We start from the raw sequence: 19,952 nt of genomic DNA on the forward strand, positions 1-19,952 counted from the left end.
TTGAAGTCAATTATGTTTTCTATGTGAACTATCTATCCAGCCATAGAAGCCGATAAATATTCTCTATTCATTCGGGCAATATTTTCAAGAGAAATACCTTTTGGACATTCAATTTCGCATGCACCTGTGTTGGTGCAATTCCCAAATCCTTCTTTATCCATTTGATTCACCATATGCATCACACGGTCAGTAGCTTCAATTTCACCTTGTGGTAAAAGTGCAAATTGTGATACCTTAGCCGAAGTAAACAGCATTGCTGAAGCATTTTTACAAGCGACAACACAAGCCCCACAACCAATACAAGTTGCAAGATCAAAAGACATATCGGCTTTTTCTTTTTCTATTGGGATGGTGTTGGCATCAATGGTGTTTCCAGAAGTATTGACAGAGATAAATCCGCCTGCTTGTTGTATGCGATCAAACGCAGAGCGGTCAACAATTAAATCTTTTATAACAGGAAAGGCTTTGGCTCTAAAGGGTTCAATCACAATAGTATCACCGTCATTAAACCGACGCATATGCAATTGACAAGTCGTAATACGTCTATCTGGTCCGTGAGGTTCACCGTTGATTTGCAAAGAGCAAGTTCCACAAATCCCTTCACGGCAGTCGTGGTCAAATTCTACAGGTTCTTTGTCTTCTCTTACTAAATTGTCATTTAATACATCCAGCATTTCAAGGAAAGACATGTCGCCTTCAATACCATCAATATTATAGGTCTCAAAACGACCTTTTGCACTTGAGTTTTCCTGTCTCCATATTTTCAGTGTAAGTTTCATTTCAATACAATTTTTTGGTTATTTATAACTTCTCGTTTTGAGTTCAATATTTTCATAAACTAATTGTTCTTTATGCAGAATGGCATCTTTAGGCTCACCTTTATATTCCCAAGCGGCAACATATCTAAAGTTTTCATCATCTCTTAGGGCTTCGCCATCTTCGGTTTGGTATTCATCTCTAAAGTGTCCACCGCAAGATTCATTTCTATGTAGAGCATCTTTAGCAAACAATTCTCCTAATTCTAAGAAATCGGCTACACGAGTCGCTTTTTCTAATTCAGCATTTTTAGAATCTACTTTGCCTGGCACTCTAACCTTGCTATAAAATTCTTCTCTCAATTCTGCTATTTCTTTAATGGCTGATTTTAAATCTTTTTCATTCCTTGCCATACCGCATTTGTTCCACATAATTTTACCCAGTTTTTTATGGAAATCATCAACTGGTGTATCACCTTTAATATCAATTAATTTTTGTAATAGAGTTTTTACAGCATTTTCTGCTTCATCAAAGGCTTTATGATCAGTTGGTATTGGTCCAGTTCTAATGTCGTCAGACAGGTAATCGCCAATGGTGTACGGTAAAACAAAATAACCATCAGCCAAACCTTGCATTAAGGCTGACGCCCCAAGCCGGTTAGCACCGTGATCTGAAAAATTAGCTTCACCAGCAAGATAGCAACCTGGAATGGTGGTCATCAAATTGTAATCTACCCAAAGTCCGCCCATTGTGTAGTGAACCGCTGGATAAATCATCATTGGGGTTTCGTATGGATTTTGGTCAATGATTTTTTCATACATTTCAAATAAATTACCATATTTATCTTCAATAGCTTCATCGCCAAATTTCTTAATTTGTTCTTTTGTTGGATTTTCAATACCAGAGCTAAAAGCTTTTTCCTTGCCGTATCGCTCAATAGCTGAAGCGAAATCGAGATAGACTGCTTCACCTGTTTTATTGATACCAAATCCAGCATCACAACGCTCTTTGGCGACTCTTGACGCCACATCACGTGGCACTAAGTTACCAAACGCAGGATATCGTCTTTCAAGATAATAATCTCTGTCTTCTTCTGGAATTTCAGTGGGTTTGAGTTTTCCTGCCCTAATGGCTTCAGCGTCTTCTTTTTTGGCAGGTACCCAAATTCGACCGTCATTTCTTAACGATTCTGACATTAAAGTCAATTTAGATTGCAATTCACCAGAAACGGGAATACAAGTTGGGTGAATTTGTGTAAAACACGGATTAGCAAAAAATGCACCTTTTTTATGGGCACGCCAAGCGGCTGTAACATTGCTTCCCATGGCATTGGTCGATAAAAAGAAAACATTGCCATAACCACCAGAAGCCAAAACTACGGCGTGAGCCGAATGTCTTTCTATTTTGCCACTAATCATATCTCGGGCAATAATTCCTCTTGCTTTGCCGTCAATCAAAACCACATCCATCATTTCGTGGCGTGTATAGGATTTTATTTTTCCGCGATTAATTTGTCTGTTCATCGCAGAATAAGCACCGAGTAAAAGTTGTTGACCTGTTTGTCCTTTAGCATAAAATGTTCTGGATACCAAAACACCTCCAAAAGAGCGGTTGTCTAGCAAGCCACCATATTCTCTAGCAAATGGCACACCTTGAGCAACACATTGGTCGATAATGTTTCCTGAGACTTCAGCGAGTCTATAAACATTAGCTTCGCGAGAACGGTAGTCTCCACCTTTTACAGTATCATAAAACAATCTGTAATCAGAATCGCCATCGCCTTGATAGTTTTTTGAAGCATTGATTCCTCCTTGAGCGGCAATAGAATGTGCTCTTCGTGGTGAATCTTGAAAGCAAAAGGTTTTAACATTGTAACCCAATTCGGCTAATGTTGCGAAGCAGAAGCCCCAGCCAGACCTGTTCCTACAACAATGATATCAATCTTTCGCTTGTTAGCAGGATTGACAAGGTTGATGTCGTTTTTATGTTTGGTCCATTTTTCAGCAAGTGGGCCTTTTGGTATTTTGGCATCTAATTTTGACATAATCTAAAATTATAAATGTGTTACGTAATGATATATAGCAATAAAAGCAAACCCCAGTGGAATGACAATAGCAAAAGCTTTGGTAAAAGATTTTAAGCCTTTAGAATACTTATTGTTAAAACCCACAGATTGAAAAGATGATGAAAAGCCGTGCAAAAGGTGAAATATCAAGAAAATAAAAGCTAAAACATAAATTCCAGTTCTTACAGGATGTCCTGCAAATTTAGCAACGGTTTCTCCATAATATCTCAAATCACCATTGTGCATACCAGACATATCGCCTTCAACATATTTGGTTACAATTTCTGGTATCCAAAAATCGTAAAAATGCAAACCTAAAAAGAGTAAGATTACAACCCCAGAAATAATCATATTTCTAGAAAACCAGCTGGAGTTGGTCGATCCTTTATACTGTGAATAACCAACAGAACCTCGAGCTTTTCTGTTTTGAATTTCTAAGACAAAACCCAACACAAAGTGTAAAATAACCCCAAATATCAAAATAGGTTGCAAAACCCATTGGACCAAAATATTGGTTCCCATAAAGTGAGACCATTCATTAAAAGTGTCTGGATTGATAACCGAAGTAATATTGATAGTGAAATGTTGAGCTAAAAAAAGCACTAAAAACAAACCTGATAAAGCCATGGCAAATTTTCTGGCAATTGAAGACTTGATAATTCCTCCCATTATAAAATATTTTTATTTGACATCAAAAATAAGTTTAAATGCATTATTTGCCAACTTTAGAGTTGTTTTTAAATTTAATTTAGAATTGATTTAAACGCAAAAGGGATTTCTGAAAATATATTTTAAAATTTTGTTATTCTTTTGTTTTCAATAATTTATAATGATACTTTAGAAAAAAAAAAGAAATATGTCAGCATTAAATGTAACACAAAAATTAATAGAATCTCATCTTATTGAAGGCGAGTTAAAGCCTGGAAACGAAATTGGATTAAAAATAGATCATGCTTTATTGCAAGATGCTACAGGCACATTGGTTCAACTTGAGCTTGAAGCGATGAATTTAGATCGTGCTAAAACCGAAGTAGCAGTGCAATATGTAGATCATAATCTTTTACAAACCGATTTTAAAAATGCAGATGATCATAGATTTTTAAAATCAGTCGCCCAACGATTTGGTTTGTGGTTTAGTCGCCCTGGTAATGGTGTTAGCCATCCCGTTCATATGGAAAGATTTGGCAAGCCAGGCAAAACTATGGTAGGTTCAGACTCGCATACTTGTGCCGCGGGTTCATTAGGGATGTTAGCTATAGGAACTGGTGGACTTGATGTGGCTACTGCCATTGCAGGAAAACCTTATTATGTAAAAATGCCTGAAGTGATGGGCGTAAAATTAACTGGAAAATTACCAGATTGGGTGAGTGCAAAAGATGTGATTTTAGAAATGCTTCGCCGTTATGATGTCAAAGGTGGTGTTGGTAAAATTATTGAATATTACGGCGATGGATTAAAAGAATTAAGTGCCATGGATAGACATGTTATTGCCAATATGGGTGCTGAGCTTGGAGCCACTACAACGGTTTTTCCAAGTGATGAAGAAACAAAAAAGTTTTTAAAATCTCAAGAAAGAGAAGATGATTGGATTGAATTAAAAGCCGATGAAGGTTGCCAATATCAATATTATGAAGAAATTGTTTTGGACGATTTAGTCCCACTGATCGCTTTACCAACGAGTCCGGGCAATGTTGTCCCTGTTGAAGAAGTTGCTGGAAAACCTATCAGCCAAGTGGTTATTGGGTCGTCAGCCAATCCTGGTTTGCGTGATTTTTGGATAGCTGGAAAAATTGTGGAAGGTAAAAACGTGAGTCCAGAAGTGAGTTTTGACATCAACCCAACTTCTCGTCAAGTGATGCAAAATATGATTGAAAACAGAACTTTCGCAAATTTGATAACAGCAGGTGCTCGTTATCACCAATCGGGTTGTATGGGATGTATTGGCATGGGTCAAGCCCCAGCAAGTGGAACCATCAGTTTACGAACTATGCCGAGAAACTTCCCCGACAGAAGTGGTACAAAAGACGATCAAGTGCATTTGTGTAGTCCCGAGACCGCTGCAGCTTCGGCTTTAACTGGAAAAATTACCGACCCAAGAACTTTAGAACAATCTTATGGTATGTCTTATCCAAAATTTGAATATCCAACACACGAATTAATCAATCGTGAAATGCTTGTTGCACCAATTGATGATAATAAATCTGTTGAACTTGAAAAAGGCGAAAACATCAAAAGTTTACCTGAAATACCAAAATTAAAAGACAGCTATCGCGTTCCTGTTTTGCTAAAAATGGGCGACAATATCTCGACTGATGAAATTCTCAAAGCTGGTGCAGAAGTTTTGCCTTTTAGAAGTAATCTTCCTGAAATCAGTAAATATTCCTTTACGGTAATTGATGATACTTTTTACGACCGTGCTTTAGACGCCAAAGAAAGTCATGGTGGTCACGTTGTTGTGGCAAGCGAAAATTATGCCCAAGGCTCAAGTCGAGAACATGCGACTTTAGCACCAAAATATTTGGGTCAAGTAGCCGTTTTAGCCAAAAATTATGCACGAATCGCATGGCAAAATATGATAAATTTTGGCATTTTACCCCTTGAATTTATAAACGAATCCGATTATGATAAAATTGAACAAGGTGACGAAATATCACTTGACAATTTGATTGAACAAGTAAAAAAAGGAGACCAAATCAATATCAAATTGATTAAAACTTCTGGTGAAGAAAAACATATAAAAGTAAAACACACCATGAGCGAAAGACAAATACAGGTTATGCTTAAAGGCGGTATTATCAATGATTTTAAGGAAAAATTAAATTAATGTTGGTTTGACTTAATAATTTTACGTAAGTTCGATTAATAACATATAATGGCTTTTGTCCTCATTATTTAATAGGAAATTTTCTATTGAATAATTCGGGTTAAATGATTTTATTTAATTTGCAAGGACTCAAAATGTTGTGATTTTCTTAGAGTAAAGATTTTTTCAATCCTTCAAAATGAAATATCCAAACATAGTTCCAAAAGGATTTAGTTTTGTTTCTTTTGACGTTTTCAAGCTTAAAGCTTTCTTCTACATCTTTATGTTTAACAAAAATGTTGCTGATCAAACTTGCAAAATTATTTTTGGAATCATCTTTTTTGAGAATGTTAAGTTTTAGTTGTTTATAAGCCATCTTAAAATCGCCATTGAGCTCAGAATTATTTCCATTGAAAGAGGTCCTTATTTCGTCTATTTGTCCGTCTAATTTCATCCGCATTGCAGGAGCAAAAAAGCTGTTAATGGATTTATCTTCAACTTTTTTTATAAGTGTAGAAAGATAGAAACGTTCATGATCTGGCACAAAACTTAAATTGAAGTAAATGTCAGACTGCTCTGTAAACTTAGCTTTTAATTTTGCTTTGATATCTGGATTTTCGTTTTTCAGAAAGTTATGCAGATTAACAACATCACCTTGAATTGCATTGAATTTGATAGTACCAGGTTCTCGATTTTTGTTCAACAACTCCTGATAAGTGAGATTCAAATCTAAAACCGAAAGGGAATCAATTTTTAGTTTCATTCCAAGCTCTCTTAAAGCCTTACTGTATAAAGGTTTTATAGTAGTGTCGTCAGCAATTGTTTTGTCTCTATAAATATTGAAGTTTGAACTATCGATTTGGATTTTCTTTGAAGTGATGTAAATAATACTGTCTTTCTTTTGAAAATTAAACTGAGAAAATTTTAAAAATTTTGTTTCTAAATCCATCAAATCTCTTTCAGTTTTGATATGATTGATGTAATCTGATTTTGAAAATTTAGGCTCTATTTTAAAGTTTGAAAGTTGTATTGAATGATTTTTAAAAGTAAACCTTTCAGATTTTAAAACATGTAAATTATCAAGGTCATAAAATAAAGAATCTGCTTCTGCCTGTAAACTTTTGTTTTCTAACCATTTGTAATTATCGATTAAAGGCATAGAAATATCTTTTACTTTTAAATCGATATGAGATGCTTCAAAAACAGTTTTGTCGCCATCTTCTAAGGTGATTTTTGCATTCTTCAAATTGATTTTTTCAATACTTATAATATCTAACTCTGAGTTGCTTTTGTTTTCTTTTTTTGAATTTGAAGATAAGTCAAATACTAAATCTAAACCTTCTGCATCAATAATTTCAATTTTGATTTCTTTGTGAATTAAATAATGAATTATGTCAACATTAATATCGATTTCTTTTATGCGAATTGTTTTGGCAATATCTATGAATTCAACATCTTCAAGATTCAAATTTCCAGAAAAACTGTTCACTTGAAAAATACTGTAAGAAAAAGTTGAATTATCATTTAGCAGACCTTTTATTTTTTTTGAAACAAAGTAGTTAGCAGTAAAAAAACTTAAGACAAGGAATAGAATTATAAAGAAAAGATAACGTATAAATTTTTTCATTCATTTCAGATTAGAATGCTGAAATTACGTAAAATTTTTTAAATAAAACTTAAAAAATAATTCACCGTATGCACTTCTATGAAATCATAAAACATTTGTTAAGATAATGAATTTTAATACATTTGCGATATGCAAAAAAGATTTGTCATATTATTACTTTTACCCGTATTGTGTATAGGGCAAACCAACTTAGACTTTGGCATCAAAGTTTTTGAAAATAAAGAATATGCAAAGGCTCAATCTATCTTTGAAGATATCGCTAAAAGCGAGCCAAACAATTATAAAGCTTATGAATATCTGGGCGATGCTTATGCCGCTCAACACCTATGGGATAAAGCTATAAATACTTTTGAATATTTGATTGACAAACAACCTGACAACGCCGATTATAATTACAAATACGGTGGTTCAATTGGTATGAAAGCTAAAAGTTCAGATAAATTCACAGCTTTATTTTTACTCAACGATGTCAAGAAGTATTTAAAACGTTCTGCTGATTTAGACCCTAATCATATTGATGTGCGTTGGGCTTTACTTGAATTGTATTTAGAATTACCTGGCGTCATTGGTGGCGACATTGATAAAGCCAAAAATTATGCTTCACAACTTCAAAATATCAGCCCAGTTGATGGAGCTTTAGCTTATGGCAGAATTGCAGATTATGAAAACGATTTTTATACTGCTGAAAAACACTTCAAAAAAGCAGTTGAAATTGGTGGTTCTAAAACTTGCTACAACAAATTAATAGATCTTTATGTTCAAAATAATCATTATGATAAAGCACTTTTGACAACCAAAGAAGCTATTCAAAATTTGAACCACATCGACTTTAATTACAGATTTGCAGCAATTGCTTTGCAAGCCAATTCAAACTCAAGTCAAGCTTTAAAAAATATTGATGTTTTTATTAAAAATCATAATTCATCACTGATTTCTTTAGACAAAGCTCTAATTTTGAAAGCAAAATTACACTACAGATTAGGTGATGTTGATGAAGCAAAATTTTGTTTGAATCAAGCTCTATCTGATAATCCAGATTCTATCCAAGCAAAAACAGAATTGAAACGCATACAGCAACTCTAATTCTTTATATTTGTTGTTTTAATTTTCAACAACTATGCATATTCATTTTATAGCCATTGGCGGAAGCGCTATGCACAATTTAGCCATTGCCTTAAAACTTAAAGGTGAAACTATAACTGGTAGCGATGATGACATTTTTGAACCTTCGTATTCAAGATTAAAGCAACACGATATTTTACCCCATCAAATGGGCTGGCATCCTGAGCAAATTTCAAATGAAATCGACTTAGTCATTCTTGGTATGCATGCCAAATCTGATAATCCCGAATTGTTGAAAGCTCAAGAATTAGGTTTAAAAATCTATTCGTATCCTGAATATTTATATGAACATTCTAAAAAGAAAACCCGCGTGGTTATTGCAGGTTCACATGGCAAAACCACAATCACTTCTATGATTTTGCACGTGTTGAATTATCACGAAAAACCTACTGATTTTATGGTTGGTGCTCAACTTGATGGGTTTGACAATATGGTGCATTTAACCGAAGAAAACGATTTTATATTGCTCGAAGGTGATGAATATTTGTCCTCTGCTATTGATCCTAAACCTAAATTTTTATGGTATCAACCCAATATTGCACTAATTAGCGGAATTGCTTGGGATCACGTTAATGTTTTTCCGAATTTTGAAGTTTATAAAAACCAATTTGAAAAATTTGTAGAATCGATGACTAATGGTAGCACATTGGTGTATAATGAAGGAGACGATGTGTTAAAAGACATCGCTTTAAATGCGACAAAACCTACACGCAAACACGCCTATCATATTCCAGAGCATCATATAGAAGACGGCGTTACTTATCTTGAAACCAACGAAGGTCCGATGCCAATTGAGGTTTTTGGTGAGCATAATTTACAAAATATTGCTGGTGCCAAATGGATTTGCCAACATATGGGCGTCGATGAAGATGATTTTTATGAAGCCATTGCCAGTTTTAAAGGTGCATCAAAACGCTTAGAAGAAGTCATAAAAACACCGAGATGTCTAGTTTTTAAAGATTATGCTCACAGCCCGTCAAAAGTTGAAGCAACCACTAAGGCGGTAAAAGCACAATTTCCGAATAAAACTTTATTGGTGTGTTTTGAATTGCATACTTACAGTAGTTTAACAGCTTCTTTTTTAAAAGAATATCACAAAACTTTAGACAAAGCAGACGAAGTGGTGATTTTTTATTCAAAAAAAGCTTTGAAAATCAAACAAATGCCAGAGTTGACAAAAGAGCAAATTCAAGAGGCTTTTAACCGAGATGATTTAAGCGTTTATACCAATGCTGAAGATTTTAAAGCTTTTCTGAAAGCTAAACATTTTAACAATCATGTTTTGTTATTGATGAGTAGCGGGAATTATGGCGGATTAGATTTTGATGAATTGAAAGAGTGGGTTTGATATTTTTTTCACGCAGAGTCGCAAAGTTGATAAGGTTTTACTGAACTTTAATATTTTCACGCAGAGTCGCAAAGTCGCTAAGAATTAGACAAAGTGCATAGAAAAAAACACTTATGAAAAATTCAATCCGATAAAATACTAAAAACTGCTGACTGCTCACTGAAAACTGCTAACTGTTCACTGAAAACTGCTGACTACCAACTAAAGCCTAAATTCTTAAAAAGATAAATCAAATATGATTTCAAGGTTAGCTTTAACTTTATTGGCCTGTTTTTTGGGAAGTTGCCCTATTTTTTCGACTAATCTGTTATTATCAATAGCTCTTATCTGGTCAATCATAATATCTGATGGTTTTTTTAAATTGACGATATCTTTGCCGATATGAACTCTTAAAATGTCAACGTTTAATTTCACGTTTGTTGTCAATGGACATATTAGTGTGGAAGGATGTTTCAATTTGTTCAATAAATTAGACTGAATGATCAAAACTGGTCTTTTTTTGCCAGGTTCTGTGCCAATTCTTGGGTTTAAATCAGCAATCCAAATTTCAAATTGCTTAATTTCCATAATCTATATCCTCAAATTCTTTCAAAACGCTCATAGAATCTTCTCTGATCAATTTTGATTCTTTTTCCATTTTCTCTTCAATGAGTTTTCTTCGCTGAATTTTGTTATAATACTCAAGTGCTTCATTGATGTATCTATTTCTTGGCTTTTTTAGTTGTTCTAAGATTTTTTCAGTTTCGCCAAAAATTTCCTTATCTAATTTTAATGAGAGTGTTTTCATGCTTTTTATTTCAAATATATACTATTTTAATAAATAAAGTATATACTTTTAGTATGTTTATTCAATATTATAAAATTTATTTCACGCAAAGACGCAAAATCGCAAAGATTTTTGAGTAATGCACATAAAAAAACCCCCATGAAAAATTCAATCCGATAAAATACTGAAACTGCGACTGAAAACTGCTGACTGCTCACTGAAAACTACCAACTACCGACTAATAGCTAATTCAACATTGCCCAAAGTCTATCTTTTAAATCCTGCAAGCCTTGTTGAGCCACAGAAGAAATAAACAAATAGGGAATATCTTTAAAAGATTGCTTCAATTCGCTGTCTAATTCTTGTTGCAATTCTTGATCGAGCAAATCGCTTTTGGAAATGGCAATTAAACGGTCTTTGTCTAACAATTCTGGGTTGTAGCGTTTTAATTCATCGAGCAAAATATCGTATTCTTTTTTGATATTTTTGGCATCGGCTGGAATTAAAAACAGCAAAATAGAATTGCGTTCAATATGTCTTAAAAATCGATGTCCGAGGCCTTTTCCTTCGGCGGCACCTTCAATAATTCCAGGAATATCAGCAATCACAAAAGTTTTGAATTCTCTGTATTTAACGATGCCTAAATTGGGCTTGAGCGTTGTAAATTCATAATCGGCTATTTTGGGTTTTGCGGCAGTGATTACCGAAAGTAAAGTAGATTTGCCTGCATTTGGAAATCCAACCAAACCGACATCTGCCAAGACTTTCAGTTCTAAGGTAATGTCTTTTTCTTCGCCTTCCATGCCAGATTGGGCATAGCGTGGTGTTTGGTTGGTAGAGCTTTTATAATAAGTATTACCTAAACCACCTTGACCGCCTTTGGCGGCGATATATTCCTGCCCATCTTCAGTCAACTCTTTGATAACTTTTTGGGTTTCAGTGTCGCGAATCACAGTCCCGAGCGGAACTTCAATATATTGATCTTGACCATCAGCACCAGTGCTGGTTTGTTTTCCTCCATTACCGCCGTGTTCAGCACGAATGTGGCGTTTAAATTTAAGGTGAAAAAGCGTCCATAAGTTTTTATTAGCTTTAACAATGACATGACCACCACGACCACCATTACCACCATCTGGACCGCCTTTTGGGATATACTTTTCTCGACGCAAATGTGCAGAGCCTCTGCCACCATTTCCAGAATTGAGGTGTATTTTTACGTAATCTACAAAATTGCCTTCGGTCATAAATGTTTGAATTTGTACTTCATTTTGATAGTAATTTTAAATGAAGTTGTCTCAACCTGAGATCAGTTAACTGAGTCCAATCACAAACAAGCCTTCATCTGTTTTATCTACTTTTGCTAATTCTTTAGCCCGTAAACTTTTTAAAGCTTTATCCCATTTTTTATTAGATAAACCACTTTTAGTTTTTGCTTTATTCAGTTCTATCATTTCAGAATTTTTCAAGATTTCAACAATGGTTTTTTCTTCGGCAGATAGCTCTACTTTTTTCTTTTCGGGTTTCATTTGTGGGAAGAATAACACCTCTTGAATAGATGGATTGTTGGTTAAAAACATGATAAGCCTATCCATTCCAATACCAAGTCCAGAAGTTGGAGGCATCCCATATTCTAAGGCACGTAAGAAGTCGTAATCAATAAATTCTGTGGCTTCTTCGTCTCCTTTTTTAGCAAGTTTGAGCTGTTCTTCAAAACGTTCTCTCTGCTCAATTGGGTCGTTAAGTTCAGAATAGGCATTGGCAACTTCTTTTCCGCAAACCATCAGTTCAAACCTTTCGGTCAATTCTGGATTGTCATGATGTGTTTTACATAACGGACTCATTTCCTTTGGGTAATCGGTAACAAAAGTTGGTTGAATGAAATGCGGCTCGCATTTTTCACCAAATATTTCATCAATCAATTTGCCTTTGCCCATACTATCATCTATCTCGATATCTAAATCTTGACAAGCTTGACGTAATTCTTCTTCAGATTTACCTGTGATATCAAGACCTGTATATTCTTTGATAGCATCTGTCATCGTAACGCGTTTATAAGGTGCTTTAAAGTCGATATGGTGTTCTTTAAAAGTCGCTTTGGTTGTGTTGTTGACAGCCTTTGCACAGTATTCTAATAGTTGCTCGGTAAACTGCATCATCCAGTTGTAGTCTTTGTAAGCCACATAAATTTCCATGGCTGTAAATTCTGGGTTGTGTGTTCTGTCCATACCTTCATTTCTGAAGTTTTTAGAAAACTCATATACGCCATCAAATCCACCGACAATCAAGCGTTTGAGGTACAATTCGTTGGCAATTCTCAAATATAAAGGAATGTCTAAAGCATTGTGATGTGTGATAAAAGGTTTAGCGCAACACCACCTGGTATGGGTTGCAAAATAGGTGTTTCAACTTCTAAATAGCCTTTATCATTAAAAAATTCCCGCATCGCTGTAAAGAGTTTTGTGCGTTTGACAAAAACGTCTTTAACATGAGCATTCACAACAAGGTCGGCATAGCGTTGGCGATAGCGTTGTTCTTCGTCCGTAAAGCCATCGTATTGGTTTCCTTCTTTGTCTTTTTTAGGAAGCGGCAAAGGTTTTAAGGCTTTGCTTAAGAGTTCAAAATCTTTGACCATAACGGTCATTTCACCGACTTTGGTTTTAAATAATTTACCTGTGATGTGAATAAAATCACCTATGTCTAATAATTTTTTGTAAGTGTCGTTATATTTTGATTTATCTTCGTTTGGGCAAATTTCATCGCGATTAAAATAAACTTGAATACGACCTTTGGCATCTTGAAGTTCGGCAAAAGAAGCTTTGCCTTGAATACGTCTCGACATTAATCGCCCTGCAATTTTTACGGTTTTGCCTTCTACAAAATTTGATTTGATGTCATCGGTATGAGTATCAATATCAACGTGATGAGCTGGATAAGGATTTATGTTTTTTGATTTAAGCTGAGCTAATTTTTCTCGTCTTACGCGTTCTTGTTCAGATAATGCCATTTATAAAAAATTTGAAAATGCAAAGATAAGGTGTTTTCAGAAAATAGAAGTGTTTTCTGATTTTACATGATAATCTTAAAAGGATGTTTAAGACCTTTAAAATTATCCAATTTAGCGGTAAGTGATCCAACAGCTAAGTCAGCTTTAACCTGAATAGGGATTTTGTTTTTATCATCAGAAATCCAAATGGTTAAGCTTTCTTGTTCTTCAAAAACGCGACCAGATTTAACATAAGGCCTAAATATGAGACATTTTATTTTACCGAACTTGGTTTCAAGAATTTCTCAGCTAAGAAATATTGTTTTGAAATCAAAATTTTGTTCGTCAAAAAACATATTCAATTTAAACTCATCGTCTTTTTTTAACTCATCATTTTTAACCTGATTCCGAAGAAAATAAAGTGCAGAGAGCATGTCTTGCGTGTTTTTTGTAAATTTATGTTTCTGAATAGTGTCGTATTTATAGTTGTGAACTGTTGCTATGTTTTGATCATGATCAAAGCGAATCATCTTGTTTTTGGTATAACCACCTTCGTAAAGATTTCTTATAAATTTATAAGGTTTAATATCTTGGGTATCGACATATGTTTCATAGCGGTCATTGACTTTAAAAAACATATCGAGTAAACCTGTAGTTTTGCCATAACCTTTAATATGATAAACACTTTTGCCATCAAGGGTGTCGAGCTTTACCTCTAAGGTTGCTTTGCTGGCATTAAACCAACCGTATTTGATTCTATAATTCAACCATTCGCCTTCTTGAAAAGCTTTTTCTTGAGCTGAACTATAAGATAAACTGAAAACTAAAACTAGGAGAACAAGTATTTTTTGTCGAGACATAATTAAATTGATGTTTGGCAAAATTATAAATATAATTAGGCTAAACGGCTAAAGTTAGTGAAAACTTTACAAAACAATTTTTAAATTATAAAAGCTCAAGATGAGAGACGAAAAATAGACTTGATTATCTTCATTTTAAATTCTTATACTCATTCAAAACAAATTGCTTGAAAGTATCAGATAATGATTTTATTTGTGTCCTTTTTTGTTGAGTTTTTGAAAGTAAAAGGCTGGAATTAAGACGATAACTAAAATCGGTTGAATTAAAAAACGCCTGATATAAAATAACAGCATAAAATCTTTAGATTGAATATTATGTGCTATAATCCAAAATGTTATTAGACCGATAATAAAGACAGCAATGTATATTAAAACACTAAATTTTATGTATGTTTTATTTTTAAAGAGATACCAAATTATGCCAATAGACACTAAAGTATTTAGCAGATATCTAAAAGTTAGGTTTAAATTGTAAGCCCAAAACTTTAGCTCTGGAAAAGGCTTTAAATGAAATCTACCATTATAAAAATCAATTAAAGGGTCATAAAATAATGAAGTTTCGTAAAATCTGATTAATGCCAAGCAACAAGCTCCAAAAACGATAACAGCTATTTTGAAAAGTAGTTTGTGTTTCATTTAAGTTTTTTTATAATTTCTAATCCATAAAATCCATAGCATAAAAACGACACCGTATATAAAAAGAGGAAACAACACTTCGTGCATGAAATTACTATACTGTGGATAGTAATACAAACCTAGTGTTAATAGAGCTATCCGAATTAAATTTAAAATATAAATCAATAAAATTCCTAGAATACTGTAAATCAAAGTTTGTTTTAAACCCTTGCTGAATGCCAAAATAAACGACAAAAATAAAATAATAACACTTACACCGTTACATCCTTCTATAACACTGGCAACATATTTATCATTGACAGCCAAAACCATGGAAGGTTTTCTAGGATGTTTTGTTATATAAGTTTCATAACCAAGCATATCAATAAGATGATAGCTTTGCTGGGCGACTTGATGAGTTATATAATCAGGATAAAATTGCTCTGAAGGATAATATTTTAAATAAGCTTGATATATCAGAGCTAAAACAATATAACTCCCAAAAAAGACTGATAAGAACTTTATTACCGCTTTGTTTTTTTTTATTATTTCTTTAATTTTCACTCTAATGAAATTTTTAACAAAGTTATATAAATACTTTTCAACCTCAATTAGCTTATAATAAATACTTTTGAAAATAAATTTCTTTGAAATGAGTAATTCTAAAGTTCTAGCAAAATCAAAGAAAATACTAGATGATACTAAACTCAATCTAGTAGAACGTTTACAAAAGCTTGTTGATTTATTAAACCATGAAAAAGACAAGTACGATTGGGTTGGGTTTTATTTTGCTAAACATTCTGAAAAAACATTGCATTTAGTACCATTTTCTGGTGAACCAACAGATCACATTGTTATTCCTTTTGGTAAAGGAATTTGCGGTCAAGTGGCTGAAAGCAACAATACTTTTTTGGTTGATGATGTCAATGCTCAAGGCAACTACATTGCTTGTAGCCTTAATGTCAAATCAGAAATTGTAGTGCCTATATTTGTCAACAACCAAAATATCGGTCAAATTGATATAGATTCTAATACAGCTAATGCCTTCTCTAAAGAAGATGAAGCCTTGTTAGAAAGCATCAATCAAATGATAGCCCAAGTTATTGAAAAAGAAAATATTCAGGTTTTGGATTTGGTTGAATATAAATAAAAGATTTACTTAAACTTGTAATTTAAACCCACACCAAGTACTTCTCTAATTTGAAATGCACCGATAGCATTGTCGTCATAAATGGCTTGGAAAGTGAAATTGGTGGTGATGTATTTGTTGACGGTTAAATTGAGATTTAAAGTATAGTCGATATCTACATTTTGTGGGTCTTCAAGATAGTTTGAATACAGGTTTAAAATATTTTCTAAGGTAATATTTTCCATAATAGGAAATTTAGCATAAGCCCCAACTGAAGCCCCAAATTCTGTTCTAATTGTTTCGCCTTGATTTAAACCATAAAAATCACCATCAACATAACCTGGTGTAGTAGTAAATCTATCATCGGCAGTAATAAATCTCACGGTTGCAGGAGCAAAATTCACTTTAAGATTGTCGCTTTTTTTCCAAAGCGTACCTAAACCAAGTTTAAAGAAACCTGGTGATAGAAATTTGGTTTCTAAGGTTCTGATTTCCTGTCCGTTGTTGTCTTCACTATATTCATATCCACGATCAAACTGAGTCAAGATATTAGCGAAAGCAGAAAAATACCAATGGCTTTCATTGATTTGGTGACCCAAAACCGAATTGATTTCGAGACGGTCGCTGGTTTTTCTTAAAAACTCTTGGTCCTTGTTTTTTGAGATACCATAGTCAGCTAATAATTTAGTATCCCATTCCCATTTATCTTTTGAATATATAATTTCATAATTGATGACGGCATTAGCAAGATAGTTTGAAGTTCCGCCACTTTGCCATTCGTTATTAAAAGCAGATTGGCTAAAAAGCAGAGAAAAATTGCCTTTGTTTTTCCATATTTTTGGCACTGAATCGTTTTGTGCAAAGCTGATAATTGGGAAAATTGCTAAAAGTAAAAACTTCTTCATATTTGATTTTTTTTGCAAATATAAGATGCTAAATAAATTGACCAACTATTTTTTGGGCTTATACAATGGCACTGCCGAACAAGCTTCGCCAAACATTAAGTTTTTTACGATAGGTTGTAAACGTTGAATTAATAGGAGATAAGCCGTTTGTGGAACGGGTTTATCGCTACAGCCTTTGACGATGACAGGCTTATTTTTATAATCAGTCAAGTCTAAATCTTTAATGGCTTCTGCATACAAAATGCTGTTTAAATCTTCTATATGACCCACAACAACTTTTTTTGAAATAGGATGGAGATATGTAGAAACCAGCATATAAGCCCAAGCAGGAATTATGGCATCGGTAGAGCAGTTCAAGGCTATAAAGCCATTTTGATATTGTGACCAATCATGATTTTTGAGGGCTTGCCTAAATTCTTTTTCTTTGAGTATAAAACCTTCATCAAGCCATTGGCTCAAGTCGATTTCAAAGCGTTGCCCATCTTGATAAAGCGCTTCAAGATTAAAAGTCTTTATCGGACTTTTGGCAACTCTATTGATGATTTCTTCTGGCATGAATATTTGTTTATAACATTCCAAGTTCTAACTTGGCTTCTTCACTCATAATGTCTTGAGACCACGGTGGGTCAAAGGTCAATTCAATTTCTACATCATTGACCATATCAATAGACTTCACTTTTTCCTGAACTTCTTGAGGTAAAGATTCTGCTACTGGACAATTAGGTGAGGTTAAAGTCATGATAATTCTTACATTATTATCTTCATTGACAAACACATCGTAAATTAAACCCAATTCGTATATATCAACTGGGATTTCAGGGTCGTAAATGGTTTTAATCACTCTGACGATTTCATCGCCTAATTTTTCTGTATTGACGGTATCATCTGCCATGATATTTTAGTTTTGAGGTTGTTTGTTTTCGTATGCTAAGGCATACATTTTCAGCTGTTTAATCATGCTCACCAAACCATTGGCTCGGGTTGGTGAGAGGTGTTCTTTTAATCCAATCTTATCAATAAAATCAGTATTGGCTTCAATAATGTCTTTAGGTTTTTGATTTGAAAAGACACGAATTAATATCGCAATAATCCCTTTGGTGATGATGGCATCGCTGTCTGCGGTAAAAACCACTTTATCATCTTCCATATCGGCATGTACCCAAACTTTAGATTGACAACCTTTGATGGTATAGTCGTCAGTTTTGTATTGGTCATCTATCAACGGTAGAGATTTGCCGAGCTCTATCATATATTCATAGCGTTGCATCCAATCGTCAAACATTGCAAACTCATCGACAATTTCTTCTTGTATTTGTTGAATATTACTCATCTTTCACATATTTTAATTCTACAATTAAATCATTTTCTTCGCTAAATAACTTTAAAGTTTTGTTTTGATAACTAAAGGTTTTAATGGCATTGAGTTTTCCAAAAAAAGCATTTTCATTATGCATTTTTCCTTCACAATACATTTTTGTAGAAATGGCATAACCAAAATTAATGCTGTTTTTTTCTTTTTCATATTCCACTGTGTAATTGTTACAATCAAATTTTCCGCCGAGTCGTTTTTCTTCTGAATTAATATTTACGAAATAATTTTTTTCAGGATTAAATTTATCAGCATTTAAGGTAACAATTTTATATGTTCCAGAAGGAAAATTTTGGTTAATTTTATTTGAAACTGTTTTGCAAGACATAAAAATCAGCAATAAAGTAAGGATTATTGGTTTCATAGTAACATCGAATTTGCTTTTTGTAAGGCTTCAGTCATCAAATCGATTTCAGCTTTAGTGTTGTAAAATGAAAATGAGGCTCTAATCGTGCCAGGAATTTTAAAAAAGTCCATGATCGGTTGTGCACAATGATGTCCTGTTCTTACTGCAATTCCCATTTTATCGACCAAGGTGCCAACATCATAAGGGTGAAGACCTTCAAAATTAAAAGAAATCACCGCTGTTTTTTGCTCAGGAGTTGTGCCGTAAATAATGATATTATCAAACTCTTCTAAGCGTTTTGTGGCATAAAGTAGAAGTTCGTGTTCATAAGCTTGAATATTTTCAAAACCTATTTCATTCATATAATCTAAAGCTCTGCCAAAAGCTATTCCACCGCAAATATTGGGTGTGCCAGCTTCAAATTTATTAGGTAAATCAGCATAAGTGGTTTTTTCAAAACTGACTTGATCTATCATTTCGCCACCACCTTGATAAGGCGGTAGGGTTTCTAATAATTCTCTTTTGCCATACAACATACCAATGCCCGTTGGGCCACAAATTTTATGTGCCGAACAAGCATAAAAATCGGCGTCTAAAGCTTGAACATCAGCTTTGATATGTGGAGCCGCTTGTGCTCCATCGACTAAGACTTTTGCACCGACTTCGTGAGCTTTTTCAATAATCTCTTGAATGGGATTGATAGTGCCAAGTGCATTTGAAACGTGATTGATTGTAACCAACTTGGTTTTGCTATTGAGCATAACTTCAAATTGGCTAAGATTCAGAATGCCATCTCTTGTCATAGGTAAAACTTTGAGCTGAGCTCCAGTTTTTTCACACAACATTTGCCAAGGCACAATATTGGAATGGTGTTCTAAACCTGAGACTAAAATTTCATCATCTGGGTTTAAAAATTTTTCAAAACCACTGGCAACCAAATTTATACTATGGGTTGTCCCTGAAGTTAGAATAATTTCTTTGGCTTCTTTGGCATTAAAATGCTTTTGAATTGTGATTCTGGCATTTTCATAAGCTTCTGTAGCTTCTTGAGATAAAGCATGAACGCCACGATGAATATTGGCGTTGTAGTTTTGATAATAATCTACAATGCAATCTATAACTTGTTGGGGCGTTTGAGAAGTTGCAAGATTGTCAAAATATACCAAAGGATTTCCGTTAACTTTCCTGTTGAGTATCGGGAAGTCTTGTCTTATTTTTTCTACATCAAATTGTTCTGCAACCTTCATAGTTATTAAAT

General features: G+C 33.9%; 18 protein-coding genes and 3 pseudogenes. 4 read left to right on the forward strand and 17 right to left on the reverse strand.

The genetic code is table 11. The features are described 5' to 3' along the window. Positions 1 to 32: 32 nt before the first annotated feature. From IGB25_RS09650 to IGB25_RS09660, 3 genes and pseudogenes are all read right to left on the reverse strand, one after another. The gene (locus IGB25_RS09650; RefSeq protein ID WP_211064826.1) at positions 33 to 779 is read right to left on the reverse strand and encodes a succinate dehydrogenase/fumarate reductase iron-sulfur subunit; all 747 of its coding nucleotides are present in this window, start codon (positions 777 to 779) and stop codon (positions 33 to 35) included. 18 nt (positions 780 to 797) lie between these two features. Beyond that, a pseudogene (locus tag IGB25_RS09655) lies at positions 798 to 2,800 on the reverse strand (fumarate reductase/succinate dehydrogenase flavoprotein subunit). A gap of 9 nt (positions 2,801 to 2,809) precedes the next feature. After that, a complete protein-coding gene (locus tag IGB25_RS09660) occupies positions 2,810 to 3,490 on the reverse strand; it encodes a succinate dehydrogenase cytochrome b subunit (RefSeq protein WP_211064827.1) in 681 nt (226 codons plus the stop codon). 187 nt (positions 3,491 to 3,677) lie between these two features. Here IGB25_RS09660 and IGB25_RS09665 point away from each other — a divergent pair, with 187 nt between their 5' ends. Continuing rightward, complete coding sequence (locus IGB25_RS09665) at positions 3,678 to 5,645, forward strand: aconitate hydratase (RefSeq protein WP_211064828.1); 1,968 nt, start codon at positions 3,678 to 3,680, stop codon at positions 5,643 to 5,645. A 148-nt stretch (positions 5,646 to 5,793) separates the two neighbouring features. Here the strand turns inward: IGB25_RS09665 and IGB25_RS09670 are convergent, their stop codons facing one another. Further along, positions 5,794 to 7,251, reverse strand: a complete 1,458-nt coding sequence (locus tag IGB25_RS09670; protein WP_211064829.1) for a hypothetical protein — start codon at positions 7,249 to 7,251, stop codon at positions 5,794 to 5,796. Between the two features lie 129 nt (positions 7,252 to 7,380). Between IGB25_RS09670 and IGB25_RS09675 the strand changes: the two genes are divergently transcribed. Together IGB25_RS09675 and murC are read left to right on the forward strand one after the other, a co-directional pair. Further along, on the forward strand, positions 7,381 to 8,334 hold the full coding sequence (locus tag IGB25_RS09675; RefSeq protein WP_211064830.1) for a lipopolysaccharide assembly protein LapB: 954 nt from the start codon (positions 7,381 to 7,383) through the stop codon (positions 8,332 to 8,334). 34 nt (positions 8,335 to 8,368) lie between these two features. Next, positions 8,369 to 9,721 carry a UDP-N-acetylmuramate--L-alanine ligase gene (murC, locus tag IGB25_RS09680; RefSeq protein ID WP_211064831.1) on the forward strand — a complete coding sequence of 451 codons (1,353 nt, stop codon included), beginning with the start codon at positions 8,369 to 8,371 and terminating at the stop codon, positions 9,719 to 9,721. A 216-nt stretch (positions 9,722 to 9,937) separates the two neighbouring features. On the opposite strand, the gene IGB25_RS09685 is transcribed toward murC, so the two are convergent. From IGB25_RS09685 to xrtF, 7 genes and pseudogenes are all read right to left on the reverse strand, one after another. Beyond that, on the reverse strand, positions 9,938 to 10,288 hold the full coding sequence (locus IGB25_RS09685; RefSeq protein ID WP_211064832.1) for a type II toxin-antitoxin system PemK/MazF family toxin: 351 nt from the start codon (positions 10,286 to 10,288) through the stop codon (positions 9,938 to 9,940). Further along, positions 10,278 to 10,508: a hypothetical protein gene (locus tag IGB25_RS09690; protein ID WP_211064833.1), complete on the reverse strand. Its 231-nt coding sequence runs from the start codon at positions 10,506 to 10,508 to the stop codon at positions 10,278 to 10,280. Before IGB25_RS09690 ends, IGB25_RS09685 begins: the two co-directional genes overlap by 11 nt. A 224-nt stretch (positions 10,509 to 10,732) precedes the next feature. Further along, positions 10,733 to 11,731, reverse strand: coding sequence for a GTPase ObgE (obgE, locus tag IGB25_RS09695; RefSeq protein WP_211064834.1), 999 nt, complete (start codon positions 11,729 to 11,731; stop codon positions 10,733 to 10,735). A gap of 66 nt (positions 11,732 to 11,797) precedes the next feature. Further along, positions 11,798 to 13,491: pseudogene (gene lysS, locus IGB25_RS09700) on the reverse strand (lysine--tRNA ligase). A gap of 62 nt (positions 13,492 to 13,553) precedes the next feature. Further along, positions 13,554 to 14,330, reverse strand: a pseudogene (locus IGB25_RS09705) (DUF3108 domain-containing protein). A 189-nt stretch (positions 14,331 to 14,519) separates the two neighbouring features. Beyond that, the gene (locus IGB25_RS09710; protein WP_211064835.1) at positions 14,520 to 14,966 is read right to left on the reverse strand and encodes an exosortase F system-associated protein; all 447 of its coding nucleotides are present in this window, start codon (positions 14,964 to 14,966) and stop codon (positions 14,520 to 14,522) included. Next, complete coding sequence (gene xrtF, locus IGB25_RS09715; RefSeq protein WP_247653473.1) at positions 14,967 to 15,509, reverse strand: exosortase family protein XrtF; 543 nt, start codon at positions 15,507 to 15,509, stop codon at positions 14,967 to 14,969. An 88-nt stretch (positions 15,510 to 15,597) separates the two neighbouring features. Here xrtF and IGB25_RS09720 point away from each other — a divergent pair, with 88 nt between their 5' ends. Continuing rightward, on the forward strand, positions 15,598 to 16,095 hold the full coding sequence (locus IGB25_RS09720) for a GAF domain-containing protein (protein WP_211064836.1): 498 nt from the start codon (positions 15,598 to 15,600) through the stop codon (positions 16,093 to 16,095). 5 nt (positions 16,096 to 16,100) lie between these two features. Here IGB25_RS09720 and IGB25_RS09725 read toward each other — a convergent pair whose 3' ends face one another. The 6 genes from IGB25_RS09725 to IGB25_RS09750 are packed head-to-tail and all read right to left on the reverse strand — an operon-like array spanning position 16,101 to position 19,941. Continuing rightward, entirely contained in the window at positions 16,101 to 16,979 is an 879-nt protein-coding gene (locus IGB25_RS09725; RefSeq protein ID WP_211064837.1) for a DUF3078 domain-containing protein, read from the reverse strand. A 45-nt stretch (positions 16,980 to 17,024) separates the two neighbouring features. Further along, positions 17,025 to 17,534 carry a DUF2480 family protein gene (locus IGB25_RS09730; protein ID WP_211064838.1) on the reverse strand — a complete coding sequence of 170 codons (510 nt, stop codon included), beginning with the start codon at positions 17,532 to 17,534 and terminating at the stop codon, positions 17,025 to 17,027. Between the two features lie 10 nt (positions 17,535 to 17,544). Further along, positions 17,545 to 17,871 (reverse strand): SUF system Fe-S cluster assembly protein, encoded by a 327-nt coding sequence (locus IGB25_RS09735; protein WP_211064839.1) that lies wholly within the window; start codon positions 17,869 to 17,871, stop codon positions 17,545 to 17,547. A 6-nt stretch (positions 17,872 to 17,877) separates the two neighbouring features. Then, the gene (locus IGB25_RS09740) at positions 17,878 to 18,309 is read right to left on the reverse strand and encodes a SufE family protein (protein WP_211064840.1); all 432 of its coding nucleotides are present in this window, start codon (positions 18,307 to 18,309) and stop codon (positions 17,878 to 17,880) included. Then, positions 18,302 to 18,712 carry an META domain-containing protein gene (locus IGB25_RS09745; RefSeq protein WP_211064841.1) on the reverse strand — a complete coding sequence of 137 codons (411 nt, stop codon included), beginning with the start codon at positions 18,710 to 18,712 and terminating at the stop codon, positions 18,302 to 18,304. The genes IGB25_RS09740 and IGB25_RS09745 overlap by 8 nt, the downstream gene beginning before the upstream one ends. Further along, a complete protein-coding gene (locus IGB25_RS09750) occupies positions 18,709 to 19,941 on the reverse strand; it encodes an aminotransferase class V-fold PLP-dependent enzyme (RefSeq protein ID WP_211064842.1) in 1,233 nt (410 codons plus the stop codon). The genes IGB25_RS09745 and IGB25_RS09750 overlap by 4 nt, the downstream gene beginning before the upstream one ends. Between the last annotated feature and the right edge of the window lie 11 nt (positions 19,942 to 19,952).

It is taken from the genome of Flavobacterium sp. CS20, assembly GCF_018080005.1.
In the GTDB taxonomy this organism is placed as follows: domain Bacteria; phylum Bacteroidota; class Bacteroidia; order Flavobacteriales; family Flavobacteriaceae; genus Psychroflexus.